18 protein-coding genes and 1 pseudogene are annotated in these 14,945 nt (G+C 74.5%); 4 read left to right on the top strand and 15 right to left on the bottom strand.

The genetic code is table 11. From position 1 onward, the window contains the following. Positions 1-136: 136 nt before the first annotated feature. The 13 genes from BS73_RS29050 to hisI all read right to left on the bottom strand — a co-directional run bounded on the left by BS73_RS29050 (position 137) and on the right by hisI (position 9,878). Entirely contained in the window at positions 137-883 is a 747-nt protein-coding gene (locus BS73_RS29050; protein ID WP_051941587.1) for a VIT1/CCC1 transporter family protein, read from the bottom strand. A gap of 200 nt (positions 884-1,083) precedes the next feature. Beyond that, complete coding sequence (locus BS73_RS29045) at positions 1,084-1,875, bottom strand: DsbA family protein (RefSeq protein ID WP_051941044.1); 792 nt, start codon at positions 1,873-1,875, stop codon at positions 1,084-1,086. Further along, on the bottom strand, positions 1,875-2,387 hold the full coding sequence (locus BS73_RS29040) for a MauE/DoxX family redox-associated membrane protein (RefSeq protein ID WP_084704429.1): 513 nt from the start codon (positions 2,385-2,387) through the stop codon (positions 1,875-1,877). Before BS73_RS29040 ends, BS73_RS29045 begins: the two co-directional genes overlap by 1 nt. Next, on the bottom strand, positions 2,378-2,563 hold the full coding sequence (locus tag BS73_RS29035) for a hypothetical protein (protein WP_037577430.1): 186 nt from the start codon (positions 2,561-2,563) through the stop codon (positions 2,378-2,380). Before BS73_RS29035 ends, BS73_RS29040 begins: the two co-directional genes overlap by 10 nt. Positions 2,564-2,800: 237 nt before the next feature. Continuing rightward, the gene (gene trpA, locus BS73_RS29030) at positions 2,801-3,643 is read right to left on the bottom strand and encodes a tryptophan synthase subunit alpha (RefSeq protein WP_051941042.1); all 843 of its coding nucleotides are present in this window, start codon (positions 3,641-3,643) and stop codon (positions 2,801-2,803) included. After that, on the bottom strand, positions 3,640-4,857 hold the full coding sequence (gene trpB / locus BS73_RS29025; RefSeq protein WP_037577428.1) for a tryptophan synthase subunit beta: 1,218 nt from the start codon (positions 4,855-4,857) through the stop codon (positions 3,640-3,642). The genes trpA and trpB overlap by 4 nt, the downstream gene beginning before the upstream one ends. Before the next feature lie 104 nt (positions 4,858-4,961). Beyond that, positions 4,962-5,189: a tryptophan biosynthesis modulator TrpM gene (gene trpM / locus BS73_RS41035; protein ID WP_084704428.1), complete on the bottom strand. Its 228-nt coding sequence runs from the start codon at positions 5,187-5,189 to the stop codon at positions 4,962-4,964. Between the two features lie 26 nt (positions 5,190-5,215). Continuing rightward, on the bottom strand, positions 5,216-6,025 hold the full coding sequence (gene trpC / locus BS73_RS29020) for an indole-3-glycerol phosphate synthase TrpC (RefSeq protein ID WP_037581605.1): 810 nt from the start codon (positions 6,023-6,025) through the stop codon (positions 5,216-5,218). 117 nt (positions 6,026-6,142) lie between these two features. Next, positions 6,143-6,553: a DUF2752 domain-containing protein gene (locus tag BS73_RS29015; protein ID WP_037577425.1), complete on the bottom strand. Its 411-nt coding sequence runs from the start codon at positions 6,551-6,553 to the stop codon at positions 6,143-6,145. Positions 6,554-6,722: 169 nt separating this feature from the next. Beyond that, complete coding sequence (locus tag BS73_RS40030; protein WP_051941039.1) at positions 6,723-7,043, bottom strand: HGxxPAAW family protein; 321 nt, start codon at positions 7,041-7,043, stop codon at positions 6,723-6,725. Between the two features lie 105 nt (positions 7,044-7,148). Then, complete coding sequence (locus BS73_RS29005; protein ID WP_407675080.1) at positions 7,149-7,925, bottom strand: TIGR02234 family membrane protein; 777 nt, start codon at positions 7,923-7,925, stop codon at positions 7,149-7,151. Positions 7,926-7,932: 7 nt separating this feature from the next. Next, positions 7,933-9,516: an anthranilate synthase component I gene (locus BS73_RS29000; protein WP_051941036.1), complete on the bottom strand. Its 1,584-nt coding sequence runs from the start codon at positions 9,514-9,516 to the stop codon at positions 7,933-7,935. Further along, on the bottom strand, positions 9,513-9,878 hold the full coding sequence (hisI, locus tag BS73_RS28995; protein WP_037577422.1) for a phosphoribosyl-AMP cyclohydrolase: 366 nt from the start codon (positions 9,876-9,878) through the stop codon (positions 9,513-9,515). Before hisI ends, BS73_RS29000 begins: the two co-directional genes overlap by 4 nt. Positions 9,879-10,227: 349 nt before the next feature. Between hisI and BS73_RS28990 the strand changes: the two genes are divergently transcribed. Beyond that, the gene (locus BS73_RS28990; protein WP_037577419.1) at positions 10,228-10,692 is read left to right on the top strand and encodes a hypothetical protein; all 465 of its coding nucleotides are present in this window, start codon (positions 10,228-10,230) and stop codon (positions 10,690-10,692) included. 34 nt (positions 10,693-10,726) lie between these two features. After that, positions 10,727-11,356, top strand: a complete 630-nt coding sequence (locus BS73_RS28985) for a TIGR03085 family metal-binding protein (RefSeq protein ID WP_037577416.1) — start codon at positions 10,727-10,729, stop codon at positions 11,354-11,356. Here BS73_RS28985 and BS73_RS28980 read toward each other — a convergent pair. Both BS73_RS28980 and BS73_RS28975 read right to left on the bottom strand, forming a co-directional pair. Next, positions 11,278-12,117: an SDR family NAD(P)-dependent oxidoreductase gene (locus BS73_RS28980; protein WP_063837087.1), complete on the bottom strand. Its 840-nt coding sequence runs from the start codon at positions 12,115-12,117 to the stop codon at positions 11,278-11,280. The genes BS73_RS28985 and BS73_RS28980 overlap by 79 nt on opposite strands. Beyond that, entirely contained in the window at positions 12,117-12,812 is a 696-nt protein-coding gene (locus BS73_RS28975; RefSeq protein ID WP_051941032.1) for a VC0807 family protein, read from the bottom strand. The genes BS73_RS28980 and BS73_RS28975 overlap by 1 nt, the downstream gene beginning before the upstream one ends. Between BS73_RS28975 and BS73_RS40775 the strand changes: the two are divergent. Together BS73_RS40775 and BS73_RS28965 are read left to right on the top strand one after the other, a co-directional pair. Further along, a pseudogene (locus tag BS73_RS40775) lies at positions 12,811-13,785 on the top strand (histidine kinase); the annotation flags it as partial. The gene BS73_RS28975 and the pseudogene BS73_RS40775 sit on opposite strands and share 2 nt — an antisense overlap. A gap of 442 nt (positions 13,786-14,227) precedes the next feature. Next, complete coding sequence (locus BS73_RS28965; RefSeq protein WP_037577410.1) at positions 14,228-14,878, top strand: response regulator transcription factor; 651 nt, start codon at positions 14,228-14,230, stop codon at positions 14,876-14,878. The last annotated feature ends 67 nt before the right edge of the window (positions 14,879-14,945 follow it).

Raw genomic sequence — 14,945 nt, 5'->3', positions numbered from 1 at the left:
CAGGATGCCTGCACGCTCTCGCAAGTGTGCCCGATCGACGCTCCCTCGAAACAGAGTGGAAACGCCCTTGCCGGGTGTGAGTAACCGCACGTCATACGGCGGGTTTGCGTCCGGTATCCGGACAGACGCCTGCGCGTCACCCGATGCCGGCGCCGATCAGGTGGCCGAGCAGGAAGGTGACCCCGGCGGCGGCCCCGCCCAGCACCAGCTGGCGCATCCCGCTGAACCACCAGCTGCGCGCGGTCACCTTGGCCACCACCGCACCGCAGACGAACAGCCCGATCAGGGCGAGCACCAGCATCGGCAGCAGGCTGCTCGCCCCCAGCAGGTACGGCAGCAGCGGCAGCAGCGCGCCGAGCGCGAAGGAACCGAACGAGGAGACCGCGGCCACCAGCGGCGACGGCAGATCCTCCGGGTCCACCCCGAGCTCCTCGCGGGCGTGGACGTCCAGCGCCCGGTCCGGGTCCTTGGAGAGCTGCCGGGCCACCTCGAAGGCCAGCTCCGGTTCGACCCCCCGCTCCACATACAGCTGGGCCAGCTCGGCCAGCTCGGCCTCGGGGTTGCGGAGCAGCTCGGTCCGCTCGGTCTCCAGCTCGGCCTGGACCATCTCGCGCTGCGAGGCCACCGAGGTGTACTCCCCGGCGGCCATCGAGCAGGCGCCGGCGATCAGCCCGGCGAGACCGGTGAGCACCACGGTGCCGTTCGACGCCGAGCCGCCGACCACGCCGGCCATCAGCGCGAAGTTGGACACCAGGCCGTCCATCGCGCCGAAGACCGCCGGGCGCAGCCAGCCGCCGTTCACGTCGCGGTGGGTGTGGGCGTGCTTGGCGGCGGTCCCGGCGATCGACTCGGCGGTCTGCGGGCGGCGGGCGGCGGCCTCCATCGCCCGGTCCCACTCGGCCAGGAGGGCGTCGTTCTTATCGTCCACGGGGGTGCTCATGGCGCCGACGGTAGCCGTCGGCGGAGGCCTCCCGCCAGCAAGGTCGTACTGCCTAACCTAGGCTCTGACCTGCGAAAACAGCTAAGGCTAACCTTGCCTGGCGGGGGCCGGGGCGGCTCTGCGGGGAGCCGCCGCGCGGAGGCTCAGGCGGCGTCCGCGGCCTCCACCCACTTGGTCAGGGTGGCCGGGCTGATCTGCTCGCCGTTGTAGGTCGGGAACGCCGAGGTGCCGTTGAGCAGCACGGTCGGGGTGGAGGAGTACCCGGACTTGTCGAAGTTCTCCTCCACGCCGGAGACCCAGCCCGCGTACTCCGCCTTGGCCACGCAGGCGTCGAAGGCCGGGGTGGACAGCCCGGGGACCCTCTTGGCCAGGGCGGTCAGCCGGCTCTGGTCGGCCCAGGCGTCGTCGGTCTCCTCGGGCTGGTTGGCGTAGAGGACATCGTGGTAGTCGTGGAACCGCCCGGCGGTCTGCGCGCAGCCGAGGGCGTTGGCCGCGTTCTTGGAGCCGGTGCCGTTGTCGTGCCGGTCGATGAACGAGACCACGTGGTACTGGATCTTGACCTTTCCGGCCTTCTCCAGCCGGTTGATCGTGGTGTGCATGTCCTTCTCGAACTCGCCGCAGGCCGGGCAGCGGGGGTCCTCGTAGATGGTGAGGGTGGCCTTGGCGGCCTGGTTCCCCACCGGGACGACGACGTCGCCCTGGCCGGTGGTGCCGGCCGGTGCGGCGTGCCGGCTCGGCGCCGAGCGGCTGTTCTGCACGAGGTACCCGGTCACCCCGGCGGCCGCGAGGACCGCCACGGCCACACCGACCACCGTCAGGTTCCGCCGTCGTCGGCGGCTCGCGGCCTCCCGCACGCGCTCCTCCGCGAGGCGTTCGCGCGCGGCGCGCTTCGCGGGGTTCTTGTTCTCGCTGATCGTGCTCTCTTGACGGCCCATCAGTTCTCCGCAAGCCAGGTGTCGACGGCGAAACGCCCGCGAGGCCGCCACAGCAGCCACCCCGCGAGCAGCAGGAACCCCGCGTCGCGCAGGATCTCCTGCAGGTAGGCGGTCTTGGAGGCGGCGACCGCCCCTCCCCCGCCGAAGCAGCCGCAGTCGATCGAGATCCCGCGGGCCCAGACCGAGCCGATCGCGGCGATGTAGACCAGCAGCAGCAGGGCCGATACGGCGGCGGCGATCCGCACTCCGAGGCCGACCAGCAGAAGCAGGGCGATCGCCAGTTCGACGAACGGCAGTCCGTAGCCGAAGGGCCTGACCAGCCCCTCGGGGAGGATCCGGTAGGCCCGGACCGCCTGCGCGGCGGCCGCCGGATCGCTGATCTTGGCCGCACCGGCCCAGGCCCAGACGGCGGCGAGGCCGAGCCGCGCCGCCGTGCCCAGCCACTGCGCGACGACCTCCCGCCGGCCCACCGCGGTCGGCGCGGCGGTGGCCGACTCCCTTGTCAGCGCCATGAGTCGACGCCTCCCCGGGGGCGGACCACGGCGGCCGCGCCGGCCCGTGCGGGCGGCCGCAGCCGGCGGCCGGCGCCGTCGGCCAGGGCATGATCGACGAACGCCTCCGCGAGGAGGGCTGCCAGCAGGGCCAGCAGGGCCAGCACCGCGATGGCCGACGGCGGCGAGGCGGTCACACACGCTCCTTGTTCCGCAGGGACGGGGTTCATCCTGAGAACGCGTGCCGCGGGGCGGGGCTACGGGGCGCGGCTGCTTTGCCTGCGAACGAGTGAGCTTCTTCGATTTCGTTGACGCATGGGAGTCGACGCATGGGAGACGCCCCGCGCCCCTGAACCGCCTGGCCCTCGGGGCCGTGGTTCGGGGCGCGGGGCGCCAGGGAGAAGGTGCCGGTCGGAAGGTGCCGGACGGAAGGCTCAGCCGCCGGCGCGGACGCCCCGGGCCAGCGCCGCCGCCGTCTCGCGGATGCCGGCCAGACCGGACTCCAGATCGTCCCCCGACTCCAGGATCCGCTTGACGAACGCGGAGCCCACGATCACCCCGTCCGCGAAGCCGGCCACCTCCGCCGCCTGCTTCTCGTTGGAGACGCCGATGCCCACGCAGACCGGCAGGTCGGTGACCGCCCGGGTGCGCTTCACCAGGTCCTCGGCCAGATCGCCGACCTGCTCCCGGGTGCCGGTCACGCCCATCACCGCGGCCGCGTAGACGAACCCGGTGCCCGCGGCGGTGACGAGCCGGAGCCGCTCGTCCCGGCTGCTCGGGGCCACCACGAAGACGGTGTCCAGACCGAGCCGCTCGGCCGCGGCGAGCCACGGACCGGCCTCCTCCACCGGCAGGTCCGGCAGGATCACGCCGGCCCCGCCGGCCTCGGCGAGGTCCGCCGCGAAGCGGTCCACCCCGTACCGGTCCACCGGGTTCCAGTAGGTCATCACCAGCACCGGCGCCTGCGGGAAGGCCGAGGCCACCTCGCGCACCGTGCGCAGCACGTCCTTGGTGCGGACTCCCGCCCGCAGGGCGATGTCGTCCGCGGTCTGGATGGTGGCGCCGTCCAGCACCGGGTCGGAGTGCGGCAGCCCGATCTCGACCGCGTCGCAACCGCCCTCAAGCAGGGCCTTCACCGCGGCGATCCCGCCGTCCACGGTCGGGAACCCGGCCGGCAGGTAGCCGACCAGGGCCGCCCGCCCCTCCGCCCGCGCCGCCGCCAGGGTCGCGGTCAGCTTCGTCGCCCCACCTGTCTGCTCACCTGTCTGCGCGCTCACTTGGCGTCCCCCTGGGCGTCGTCCAGCAGGCCGAAGTACTCGGCCGCGGTGTGCATGTCCTTGTCCCCCCGACCGGAGAGGTTGACCACGATCAGGCCCTCCGGCCCCAGCTCGCGGCCCAGCTGGAGCGCACCGGCCAGCGCGTGCGCGGACTCGATCGCGGGGATGATCCCCTCCGTCTGCGACAGCAGCCGCAGCGCCTGCATCGCCTCGTCGTCGGTGGCCGAGCGGTACTCGGCCCGGCCGCTGTCCTTGAGGTACGCGTGCTCCGGGCCGACGCCCGGGTAGTCCAGGCCGGCCGAGATGGAGTGCGACTCCATGGTCTGCCCGTCCTCGTCCTGCAGGACGTAGGTGCGCATCCCGTGGAGCACCCCCGGGTCGCCCTTGGTCAGGGTGGCGCCGTGGCGGACGGTGTCCAGGCCCTCGCCGGCCGGCTCCACGCCGATCAGCCGGACCGACTTGTCCGGGATGAAGTCGTAGAACAGGCCGATGGCGTTGGACCCGCCGCCGACGCAGGCCACGGCGGCGTCCGGCAGCCGGCCCACCCGCTCCAGCATCTGGGCGCGGGCCTCCTGGCCGATCACCCGGTGGAACTCGCGGACCAGCCGCGGGAAGGGGTGCGGTCCGGCGGCCGTGCCGAAGAGGTAGTGGGTGGAGTCGACGTTGGCGACCCAGTCCCGGAAGGCCTCGTTGATGGCGTCCTTCAGCGTCCGGCTGCCGGTCCGCACCGGCACCACCTCGGCGCCGAGCATCCGCATCCGGGCGACGTTGAGCGCCTGGCGCTCGGTGTCCACCTCGCCCATGTAGATGGTGCAGTCCATGCCGAAGAGGGCGGCGGCGGTGGCGGTGGCCACCCCGTGCTGGCCCGCGCCGGTCTCGGCGATCAGCCGGGTCTTGCCCATCCGGCGGGTGAGGAGGGCCTGGCCCAGCACGTTGTTGATCTTGTGCGAGCCGGTGTGGTTGAGGTCCTCCCGCTTGAGGAGGATCCGGGCTCCGCCTGCCTCGGCGGAGAAGCGGGGCACGTCGGTGAGCGGGCTGGGCCGACCGGTGTAGTCCCGCAGCAGCCGGTCCAGCTCGGCCTTGAAGTCCGGGTCGGCCTGGGCCTTGTCGAACTCGTCGGCGACCTGCTCGACCGCGGCGACCAGCGCCTCGGGGATGAAGCGGCCGCCGAACGCGCCGAAGTAGCCCCGGGAATCGGGGATGTTCGAAGACATGGTGTTGTTGTCCCTCGTCGGGTGCGTAGCCGGCAGTGACTGTCAGCTGCTTGCGGTACGGCGGGCTCGCGCCGCCGTCCCCCTCCGGACAGGGTGACGCACCGTCAGCGCACAGGGCGGACGGCGCACCGCTTCCGGGACGGCCATCGCCGCCCCGGGATCTGACCGGGCTCGGCACCGATCACATAGCGCACCCGGCGGCCGAGGACTCGCCGGGCCGGGGCCCGGCAGCCGCGCGGGCGGCAGCCGGGCGCGAAGCGCGCGCCGAGCCGCGGCGGGACGGTGACCGTCTCCGCCGGGGAGGACTCTGCGTACGCGCGCTCCTGATGCATGGTGGGTCCAGCCTAGCGGCCGCGGCCTACCGACCGTGCCGGAGGGCGGGGTGGGCGCCGGCGGCGACCAGGTCGGCCACCGCGGTCTTCGGGTCGCGTCCGGTCACCAGGGACTCGCCGACCAGCACCGCGTCGGCGCCGTCGTTGGCGTAGGTGATCAGGTCGTGCGGGCCCCGGACGCCGGACTCGGCGACCTTGACGATGCCCTTCGGGATCGCCGGGGCGACCTCGGCGAAGGTGTCCCGGTTGACCTGGAGGGTCTTCAGGTTGCGGGCGTTGACACCGATGATCCGGGCGCCGGCGTCCACCGCTCGGGTCACCTCGTCCTCGTCGTGCACCTCGACCAGCGGGGTGAGGCCGATCGACTCGGCCCGCTCGATCAGCGAGACCAGCGCGGGCTGGTCCAGCGCGGCCACGATCAGCAGCGCGATGTCGGCGCCGTGCGCGCGCGCCTCCCACAGCTGGTAGGAGGTGACGATGAAGTCCTTGCGCAGGACGGCGACGTCCACCTTGGCGCGGACCGCGTCCAGGTCGGCCAGTGAGCCGCCGAAGCGGCGCTGCTCGGTGAGGACGCTGATCGCGGCGGCGCCGCCGGCCTCGTAGTCGGCGGCGAGCGAGGCCGGGTCGGCGATGGCGGCCAGCGCGCCCTTGGACGGGCTGGAGCGCTTCACCTCGCAGATGACCTTGACGCCGTCGTCGCCGCGGAGGGCCGCCACGCCGTCCTTGGCGGCCGGGGCCTTCGCGGCCTGTTCCTTCAGCTCGTCCAGGGAGACCCGGGCCTGACGCTCGGCGAGGTCCTCGCGGACTCCCTCGATGATCTCGTCGAGCACGCTCACGCGGTCCACTCCCAATCGCTGGCTTCCGGGGACCGGGGGTTCCGGCCGGTATTCAGATGGTATCCGCAGGTCGGTCCCGGTCTCGAATCCACCGCCGATTACCCGGGCGGACGGGGCCTACGGGGCGAGCTCCCGGCCGAACGGGAGGGGGAGGTTCCGCAGCACGGTGAAGACCAGCACCAGTGCGGCCACCGCCCAAAGGACGGCCGGCGGCGGACGGCGTACCGGGGTGGGCAGGCCGCGGGCGGCCCGAACGGCCCAGCGGGCCCAGGCGAGGACGGCGAACGCCCCGGCGACCAGGACCAGCAGGTTGTCGTGGGCGGCCGCGGCGAGGTCGCCGTGGGCGGCGGCATGGACGCAGCGCAGCCCGCCGCAGGCCGGGCAGAGCTCGCCGGTGAGCGCCAGCAGCGGGCAGCCGGGGTAGTGGTTCCCGGGCGCGGCCGGGTCGTACCCGGCGACGCAGCCCACGGCCGCGGCGAAGCCCGCGCCGAGCGCGGCGGGGGCGCGGAGCGCGGGGGACGGTGCCATGCGGACGAGGGTGGCAGTCCGGAGGGACACCCCGCGCCTCGACACACCGGCGCCCGACACACCGGCGCCCCGACACACCGGCGGCCCGACACACCGGCGGCCCGGCGCGCGGACGCCCGTGCCCCTGGACCGCGGCCCTACGGGCGGCGGTCCAGAGGCACGGCGGGGATCAGTGGTGGGCGGTGCCGGAGACCGCGGCCGGGGTGCCGGCGGCGGTGGCGGCCGCCTTGCGGTTGGCAGCGGCGGCGGTCGCCTTGTTGATCGCGTCGACCCGCGGGTCGGAGGCGCCCTTGCGGTTGTACACCTGGCCCTTGCCGGCGAGCGAGAGCATCTTGCCGATGACGGCGCCCGCCAGGGCGATGACCAGGCCGACGATCAGGATGGCCCAGAGGGTCGCGACCATTCCGAAAGCGGCGATCACGAAACCGACGAAGCTGATGGTGACACCGGTCCAGTTGGCGACGGTGTGGCCGTGCTCCCGTGCTGACATTCGTACTGCTCCTTCTAAACGGTCGTCACCCCCATTGTCCCCGACGCCCCCGGTGGCCGGGCGCCGGGGTGGGGGGTCTCACACCAGGGGGTGCGGGACGGGGTGCTAGAGGCTCGGGTCCTCGCCGCGGTCGAGGGCCTTCCAGATGTCCGCGGGGGTGCCGGGAGCACCCTTCCCGCCGGTGTCGCCGGTGCCGGCGGCGCCCGCCTGGCCCCCCTTGCCACCGGGGCGGACGTCCTTTCCCGGGGCGTCGTACCGGGCGGACATCCCCGGCCAGCGGCGGCCGGCGAGGAGGATGACGACCCCCGCGAGCAGCAGCAGGATTCCGCCGAGGGCGGAAACCCACGGCCATGCGGTGTGACCGACGTGGGAGGCGGTGGCGGTGGTGATGCCCATGGCGTTGCCGGCCTTGTCGTCCAGCGCCGCCCCGCCGCCGGAGCCGGAGACCGCGCTGAACGCGGTGCCCGCGCCGGCCAGGACGACCAGCACGCCCATGGCGTACCGGCCCGCCCTGCGGGTGGCGAAGACGGCCACCGCGGCGGCCAGGCCGACCAGGGCCAGGGCGCTGGGCACCCCGGAGACGTCGCTGCCGGAGACCTGGATCGAGATCGGGGTCCCCTCCAGGTCGACCGAGCCGTGCGCCCAGCTCTGGCCGGCGGCGACCAGCGCGAGCGCGGCGCCGACCACCAGCAGCAGGAGCATCAGCATCAGGCTGCCCCGCGAGGAACGGCCGCGACGCTCCGGGGGCGCGGCGGAGGCGGGCGCCGGGCCGTCGGCGTCCGCGGGCGCCGGGGCGTCCGCGGACGAACGGGCCTCCGCGGCCTCCGCGGGGTCGGCTGCCGGGTCGGCGGTTTCGCTTCGGGGGGTGGGTGCGGCGCTCACCCGTCCACTATCCCCTGTCGCCTCCGGCGGGCTTCCCCTGGGGGTGGTCCCCCGCCGCCGCTCCCGGGCGGAGGGTGCCCGCGGTGGCCACCGCGCGGAGGACGGCGGCGGCCTTGTTGCGGCACTCGGTGTCCTCGGAGATCGGGTCGGAGTCGGCCACCACACCCGCTCCGGCCTGCACGTACGCGACTCCGTCGCGGATCAGCGCGGTGCGGATGGCGATCGCCGTGTCCGAGTCGCCGGCGAAGTCCAGATAGCCGACGCAGCCGCCGTAGACCCCGCGGCGGACCGGCTCCAGCTCCTCGATGATCTGCAGCGCGCGCGGCTTGGGCGCGCCGGAGAGGGTGCCCGCGGGGAAGCAGGCGGTGAGGACGTCGAAGGCGGTGCGCCCGGGGGCGAGCCGGCCGGTGACGGTCGAGACGATGTGCATGACGTGGCTGTAGCGCTCGATCTTCATGAACTCGACCACCTCCACGCTGCCCGGCTCGCAGACCCGGCCGAGGTCGTTGCGGCCGAGGTCGACCAGCATCAGGTGCTCGGCGCGCTCCTTGGGGTCGGCGAGCAGCTCCGTCGCCAGGTCGGCGTCCTGCTGGGGGGTCAGGCCGCGCGGGCGGGTGCCGGCGATCGGGTGGAGGAGGGCCGACCCGGCCTCCACCTTGACCAGCGCCTCCGGGCTCGAGCCGACGATGTCGAAGGGCTTCCCCTCGGCGTCGGCCAGCCGGAACAGGTACATGTACGGGCTGGGGTTGGTGGCGCGGAGGACGCGGTAGACGTCCAGCGCGCTGGCCGGGCAGGGCGCCTCGAACCGCTGCGAGGGCACCACCTGGAAGGCCTCGCCGGCCCGGATCCGCTCCTTGACGTCCTCGACGGCCGCACGGTACGGCTCCCCGCCGAAGGGCGAGCGGGGGTCCTCGGGGGCGGTCGGGGTGAACGCGGCCGGGGCCGTGTCGACGGGACGGGTGAGGTCCGCGGTCATCGCGTCCAGGCGGGCCACGGCGTCGGCGTAGGCCTCGTCCACCCCCGAGGGGAGGTCGTTGTGGTTCACCGCGTTGGCGATCAGCAGCACGCTGCCGTCGGCGTGGTCCAGCACCGCCAGGTCGGTGGCGAGGAGCATGGTCAGCTCGGGGAGGTGGAGGTCGTCCACGGTGTCCGGGTGGGGCGGGACCTTCTCCAGGCGGCGGACGATGTCGTAGCCCAGGTAGCCGACCATCCCGCCGGTGAACGGCGGGAGGTCCGGGTCGCGCGGGGTGTGCAGCCGCTCGATCGTCTCGCGGAGGACGGCCAGCGGGTCGCCGGCGGTGGGGACGCCGACGGGGGGCGCGCCGTCGGTCCAGCGGGCGCTGCCGTCGGCCGGGTCGACGGTGAGGGTGGCCGCCGAGCGGACGCCGACGAAGGAGTAGCGGGACCAGGAGCGGCCGTTCTCGGCGGACTCCAGGAGGAAGGTGCCGGGGCGCTCGGCGGCGAGCTTGCGGTAGAGGCCGACGGGGGTGTCGCCGTCCGCGAGGAGGCGCCGGGTCACCGGGATCACCCGGCGGTCGACGGCGAGCTTGCGGAAGTGGTCGAGGTCGGGGGTGACGGCTCCGGTGGTCATCGCTGGGCGAGCTCCCTGTCGTCGCCGTCGAAGCAGGTGCGGGTGCCGGTGTGGCAGGCGGGGCCGTGCTGGTCCACCTTGACGAGGATGGTGTCGCCGTCGCAGTCGAGGGCGACGGATTTCACGGCCTGGGTGTGGCCGGAGGTGTCGCCCTTGACCCAGTACTCCTGGCGGGAGCGGGACCAGTAGGTGGCCCGGCCGGTGGTCAGGGTGCGATGCAGGGCCTCGTCGTCCATCCAGGCGAGCATGAGGACTTCACCGGTGTCGTACTGCTGCGCGATGGCGGGGACGAGGCCGTCCGCGGTGCGCTTCAGCCGTTCGGCGATGGCGGGGGCGAGGCTGCTGCGGGTCATGCCGGGCATTTTCGCATGCGCGGGGCGGGGGGTGCGGGCTCCTTCCGTTCCCACCTCGTCGGGCGACGGCCCTTCCCGGCCGCCCGCGCGCGCTATGGGCTCCGCCCCACCCCCCGCCCACCGGACGGCAACGGGCGCGCCGCGGGCGGCTGCGGACGCGAGACGGGCCGGGCGCGCAGTTCCCCGCGCCCCCTGGGGGCTCCGCCCCACCCGCCAACCGGGCGGCTGCGGGCGGCTGCGGGGCCCCGTGCCCCTTCGGGGCTCCGACAGGCCCAGCGGGTGGGGGCGTTGACGGGGTGGGGGGATGGCTGAGGGTGGGGGGATGAGGGGGCGTTGGTGGGTTGTGGGTGGGGTTGTCGTGGTGATCGCGGCGATCGTGGTCGTGGTGCTCGTCGAGGGGGGCGGAGGGCCGAAGCGGAGGGCGGCGGCGCCGCCGGTCACGGCGAGGGCCAGGGTCTCGGCGTCGCCCAGCGTCGCGCGGGATCCGCTCGCGGCGGGGGTCTGCTTCGACGCGCCGGGGCTGTCGGGGGTCTCGCGGATCACGGTCAGGTCCTGCCGGGTGGCGCACGACGCCGAGTCGGTGGGGCACTTCCCGCTGCCCGCCGGGCTCTCGACGATCGGGAAGGTCTACGCCGCGGGGGAGCGCGTCTGCGAGAAGCCGATCAACAGCGCGTACGCCCGCCAGCACCGCGCCTCGGGGCTGTTCCCGTACCGGCACTATCCGACGCTCGCCGAGTACCGCTCCGGGCAGCACCAGGTGCTCTGCGCCCTGGCCGCCTCCGACGCCCCGCACGGCGCGAAACTCGACGCGCCGCTGCGCTGACGCTTTGTCAGCCCGACGACGTACGCTGGGCCTCATGGCTTTCGCGCGACGTGAACGTTTGCTGCTGGCGGATCTCCTCAGCTCCGTCGGCCCCGATGCGCCGACGCTCTGCGAGGGGTGGAAGACCCGCGACCTGGCCGCCCACCTGGTGGTGCGGGAGCGCCGGCCGGACGCGGTGGCCGGCCTGGTGGTGAAGCCGCTGGCCGGCCGGCTCGGCCGGGTCCAGCAGTCGTACGCGGACCGCCCCTACGAGGAGCTGGTCGAGCTGATCAAGACCGGCCCGCCCAAGCTCTCCCCGTTCGCCATCCCCGGCGCCGACGAGGCGGCGAACACCGTGGAGTTCTACGTCCACGGCGAGGACGTCCGCCGCGCCCAGGAGGGCTGGAAGTCCCGGGAGCTGGACGACGAGTTCTCCGAGGCGCTGTGGAAGCGCCTGGTCACCTCGGCGCGGATGACCGGCCGGAAGTCCCCGGTCGGCCTGGTGCTGCGCCGGCCCAACGGGCAGACGGCGGTGGCCCGGCAGGCCGCGCCGACCGTGACGGTCACCGGCGAGCCCGCCGAGCTGCTGCTCTTCTCGATGGGGCGTCAGGAGCACGCCGACGTACGGCTGGAGGGCGCGGAGGAGGACGTCGCCGCCGCCCGGTCGGCCAAGCTGGGCATCTGAGCCAACGTCAGCCGGGGGAACTCCACCCGCTCCGGTTCCCGGCCGGCCTGGAGGACGTAGGCCTGGCCCGCCGTGTCTCCGGCCGCGATCTCGGCCGCCGAGGCCGCGATCTCCTCGGGCTCGGCGACCGCCAGGCCCTGCCCGAGGACGTAGTCGATCGCCTCGGGGGCGAGGATCGGCGTGCGGACGATGCCGGGGCAGATCGCGTTGATCCGCACGCCCCGCTCCCGCCAGGTCGGGGCCAGTGAGCGGACCAGGCCGATCACCGCGTACTTGGTGGCCGCGTACACCGGGTCGAAGGGCGCCATCCCCACCCCCGCCATGCTGGAGGTCACCAGCAGGGCGCCCCCGCCGTGCGCGGCCAGCGCCGGCAGCGCCGCGTGGAGGCCGTACATGACGCCGTGGAGGTTGACCGCCAGCACCCGGTGCTGCCGCTCGGCGTCGTAGTCGTCCTCGCCGAACTGGCCGCCGTCGCCGACCCCGGCGTTGAGGTGGACCAGGTCCAGTCCCCCGTAGGCCTCGACGGCGGCGGCGATCAGGGCCTGGTTGTCGGCCTCGCTGGTGGTGTCGGTGCGGACGAAGAGCCCGCCGGCCTCCTCGGCGACCGCCCGGCCGCCCGCCTCGTCGATGTCCGCCACGACCACCCGGGCGCCGAGGGCGCCGTAGTGCCGTGCCACCGCCGCGCCGATCCCGCTCGCGGCCCCGGTGACCACGACCACCTGCCGCCGCCCCTGCTGCCCCTGCTCTCGTTGCTGCCGCATCACACCTGCTCCTCGGTCTCGTCCCGCTGCCCGGACTCGGCGCGGATCGCCGCCAGGCGGGCCGGGCGACGGCCGTAGCGGCGGCTGAAGATCTCCAGACCGGCGAAGAGCACCACGTACTGGAGGGTCGTCACCAGCACCACCGAGTCGACCGGCAGGGTGTAGGCGAGTGCCACCCGCACCCCGGAGTCGATCAGCAGGCCGATCCCCCAGACGACGGTGAGCAGCCGCATCAGCCGCCGGAAGGTCGGCGAGGCCTGCCAGTAGCGCTCCACCTGGGCGCGCTGCCCGCCCTTGGTGACCGAGGAGACGATCCGGTAGATGATCGGCCGGCCGCGCAGCGTCGCCAGGAAGACGATTCCGACGACGCCGGTCATCCAGCCGTCCTTGGCGAACATGAACCGCGGACTTCCGGTCAGCACCGAGAGCCCCGCGCCCAGCGCCACCATGCTCAGCACCAGTACGCCGAGCGCCCCGATCCGCCGTTCCCTGACCACCGTCAGGACCGCGTCCGCCAGCGGCGGCAAGGCGCTCGCCAGCACCGCCCACCAGAGGCCCACCCCGGCCGCCCGCAGGCCGTAGAAGACGGCCAGCGGCCCGGCCACGTTCAGGCCGAGGTTCTGCAGCAGCAGCTTGTTCGACGGCCCCGCGGCGCGCTTTCCGCTCGCGACCTGGGCCGTGGCCGTCCCGTTCATGTCCGTCTCCCTCGTTTCGGCCGGCGCCCGGGCGGCGCCGCTCCCGATGTCTTCGACGCTACGGACCGGCGGGGGCGCGGCCATTGGGCCCAGACGCCGAGGTGGGGTGGGGCTGGACCCACCCCCCGGTGGCCCCAGACGCATGCCGTCCGGCCGCCGCTGCGGCCACACTTGGGGCAGTCGGGAAGGAGGCAGGGATGACGACGACCGCCGCCCGGCCCGCGGGGGCGCGCTGCGCGCCGTGGGGCGGGCGCACCGCGCGCTCGGATACTGCTGGGCCATCGGCTGGCTCGCGGTGGTGCCGCTCGCTGTGCTGCCTTTCGCCCTGTCCGCCCGGGGCCGGGAGGTGGCGGCCAAGGTGGCCGACGCCTACCGCCGGATCCCCGGCCGCTGGGGCGGGACCGCCATCCCCAGCCCCTATCTCCGCGACCGCCCGCCCGGCGAGGACCCGGCCGACCGCCGCGACCTCCGCTTCCTGGCGCTGGAGCCGCTGGTGGCCCTGCTGGTGCTGCTGGTCCCGGCCGCGATGGCCTGGTACGGGCTCTTCGGCCTGTTCGCGCCGGGCCTCGCCGTGCTCTTCGGCGGGTCGGACCCCTCCGTCCCCGGACCCCTGCAGCCCGCGTACGCGGCGGTGCCCGCCGGGCTGCTGGTCTACTGCGCCTCGCTGCTGCTCTGCGGGCCGGCGTCCCGGCTGCACGCACGGCGCTGGCTGCCCCGGCTGCTGGCCCCGGCCCCGTCGGTGGCCGCCGAGGTGGAGCGGCGCCGGCTGGCCGAGCGGGTGGAGGAGCTCACCGAGACCCGGACCGCGGCCCTGGACAGCCGGGAGGCGGAGCTGCGCCGGATCGAGCGCGACCTCCACGACGGCGCGCAGGCCCGGCTGGTGGCGATGGGCCTGGCCCTGGGCACCGTCGAGGCGCTGCTCGACACCGATCCGGAACGGGCCCGCGAGCTGGTGCGGCAGGCCCGGGAGAGCTCCACCCGGGCCCTCACCGAGCTGCGGGACCTGGTGCGCGGCATCCATCCTCCGGTGCTCGCCGAGCGCGGCCTGGTGGACGCCCTGCGGGCGCTGGCCCTGGACGCGCCGCTGGAGGCCGAGGTCGACGCGGACGGCCTCTCCGGCCGCCCGGAGGGCCCGATCGAGGCCGCGCTGTACTTCGCCGTCGCCGAGCTGCTGACCAACGCCGCCCGGCACGGCGAGGCCACCCGGGCCCGGATCGAGCTGCGGCACTCCGCCGGGCGGCTGCGCTGCACGGTCTGGGACGACGGCCTCGGCGGCGCCCAGGAGGTCGACGGCCCCGTGCGGGGGGCGGGGGCAGCGGGCTGCGCGGTGTGCGCCGCCGGCTCGCGGCCTTCGACGGTAGTCTCACGGTCGAGAGCCCGGCCGGCGGGCCGACCCTGGTGTCGATGGAGCTGCCTTGCGTGTTGTCATCGCCGAGGACCTCTTCCTCCTCCGGGAAGGGCTCGTCAACCTCCTGACCGCGCACGGCTTCACCGTCGCCGCCGCGGTGACCAGCGGGCCCGAGCTGCGGCGGGCGCTGGCCGAGGAGGAGCTGGACGTGGCCGTGGTGGACGTCCGGCTGCCGCCCACCTTCACCGACGAGGGCCTGCAGGCGGCCCTGGAGGCGCGGCGGGCGCGGCCGGGGCTGCCGGTGCTGGTGCTCTCCCAGCACGTGGAGCAGTTGTACGCGCGCGAGCTGCTGGCGGACGGCGCGGGCGGGATCGGCTATCTCCTCAAGGACCGGGTGGTCGGCGTCGAGGAGTTCGTGGCGGCGGTGCGGCGGGTGGCCGAGGGCGGGACGGCGATGGATCCGGAGGTCGTCGCCAAGCTGCTGGGCGGACGGCGCCGGGACGACCCGCTGGCGACGCTCACCCCGCGCGAGCGGGAGGTGCTGGGGCTGATGGCGGAGGGCTGCTCGAACGCGGCGATCGCGGGGCGGCTGTTCGTCAGCGAGAGCGCGGTGGGCAAGCACTCCGCGAGCATCTTCGGCAAGCTGGGGATCGGCGCGTCGGACGACACCAACCGGCGGGTGCTGGCGGTGCTGGCCTATCTGAACGGCTCGGCGTAGCCGGAGCTTGCCGCCCGAAGGGCGAATCAGGGCATCGGAGTCCGAGTTGCAACCCGGTCTCCGTTGC

The organism is Phaeacidiphilus oryzae TH49, from assembly GCF_000744815.1.
GTDB classification, from domain to species: domain Bacteria; phylum Actinomycetota; class Actinomycetes; order Streptomycetales; family Streptomycetaceae; genus Phaeacidiphilus; species Phaeacidiphilus oryzae.
The sequence above is the reverse complement of the archived record's forward strand: the minus strand, read 5'-3'. Positions and strand labels throughout refer to the sequence as shown.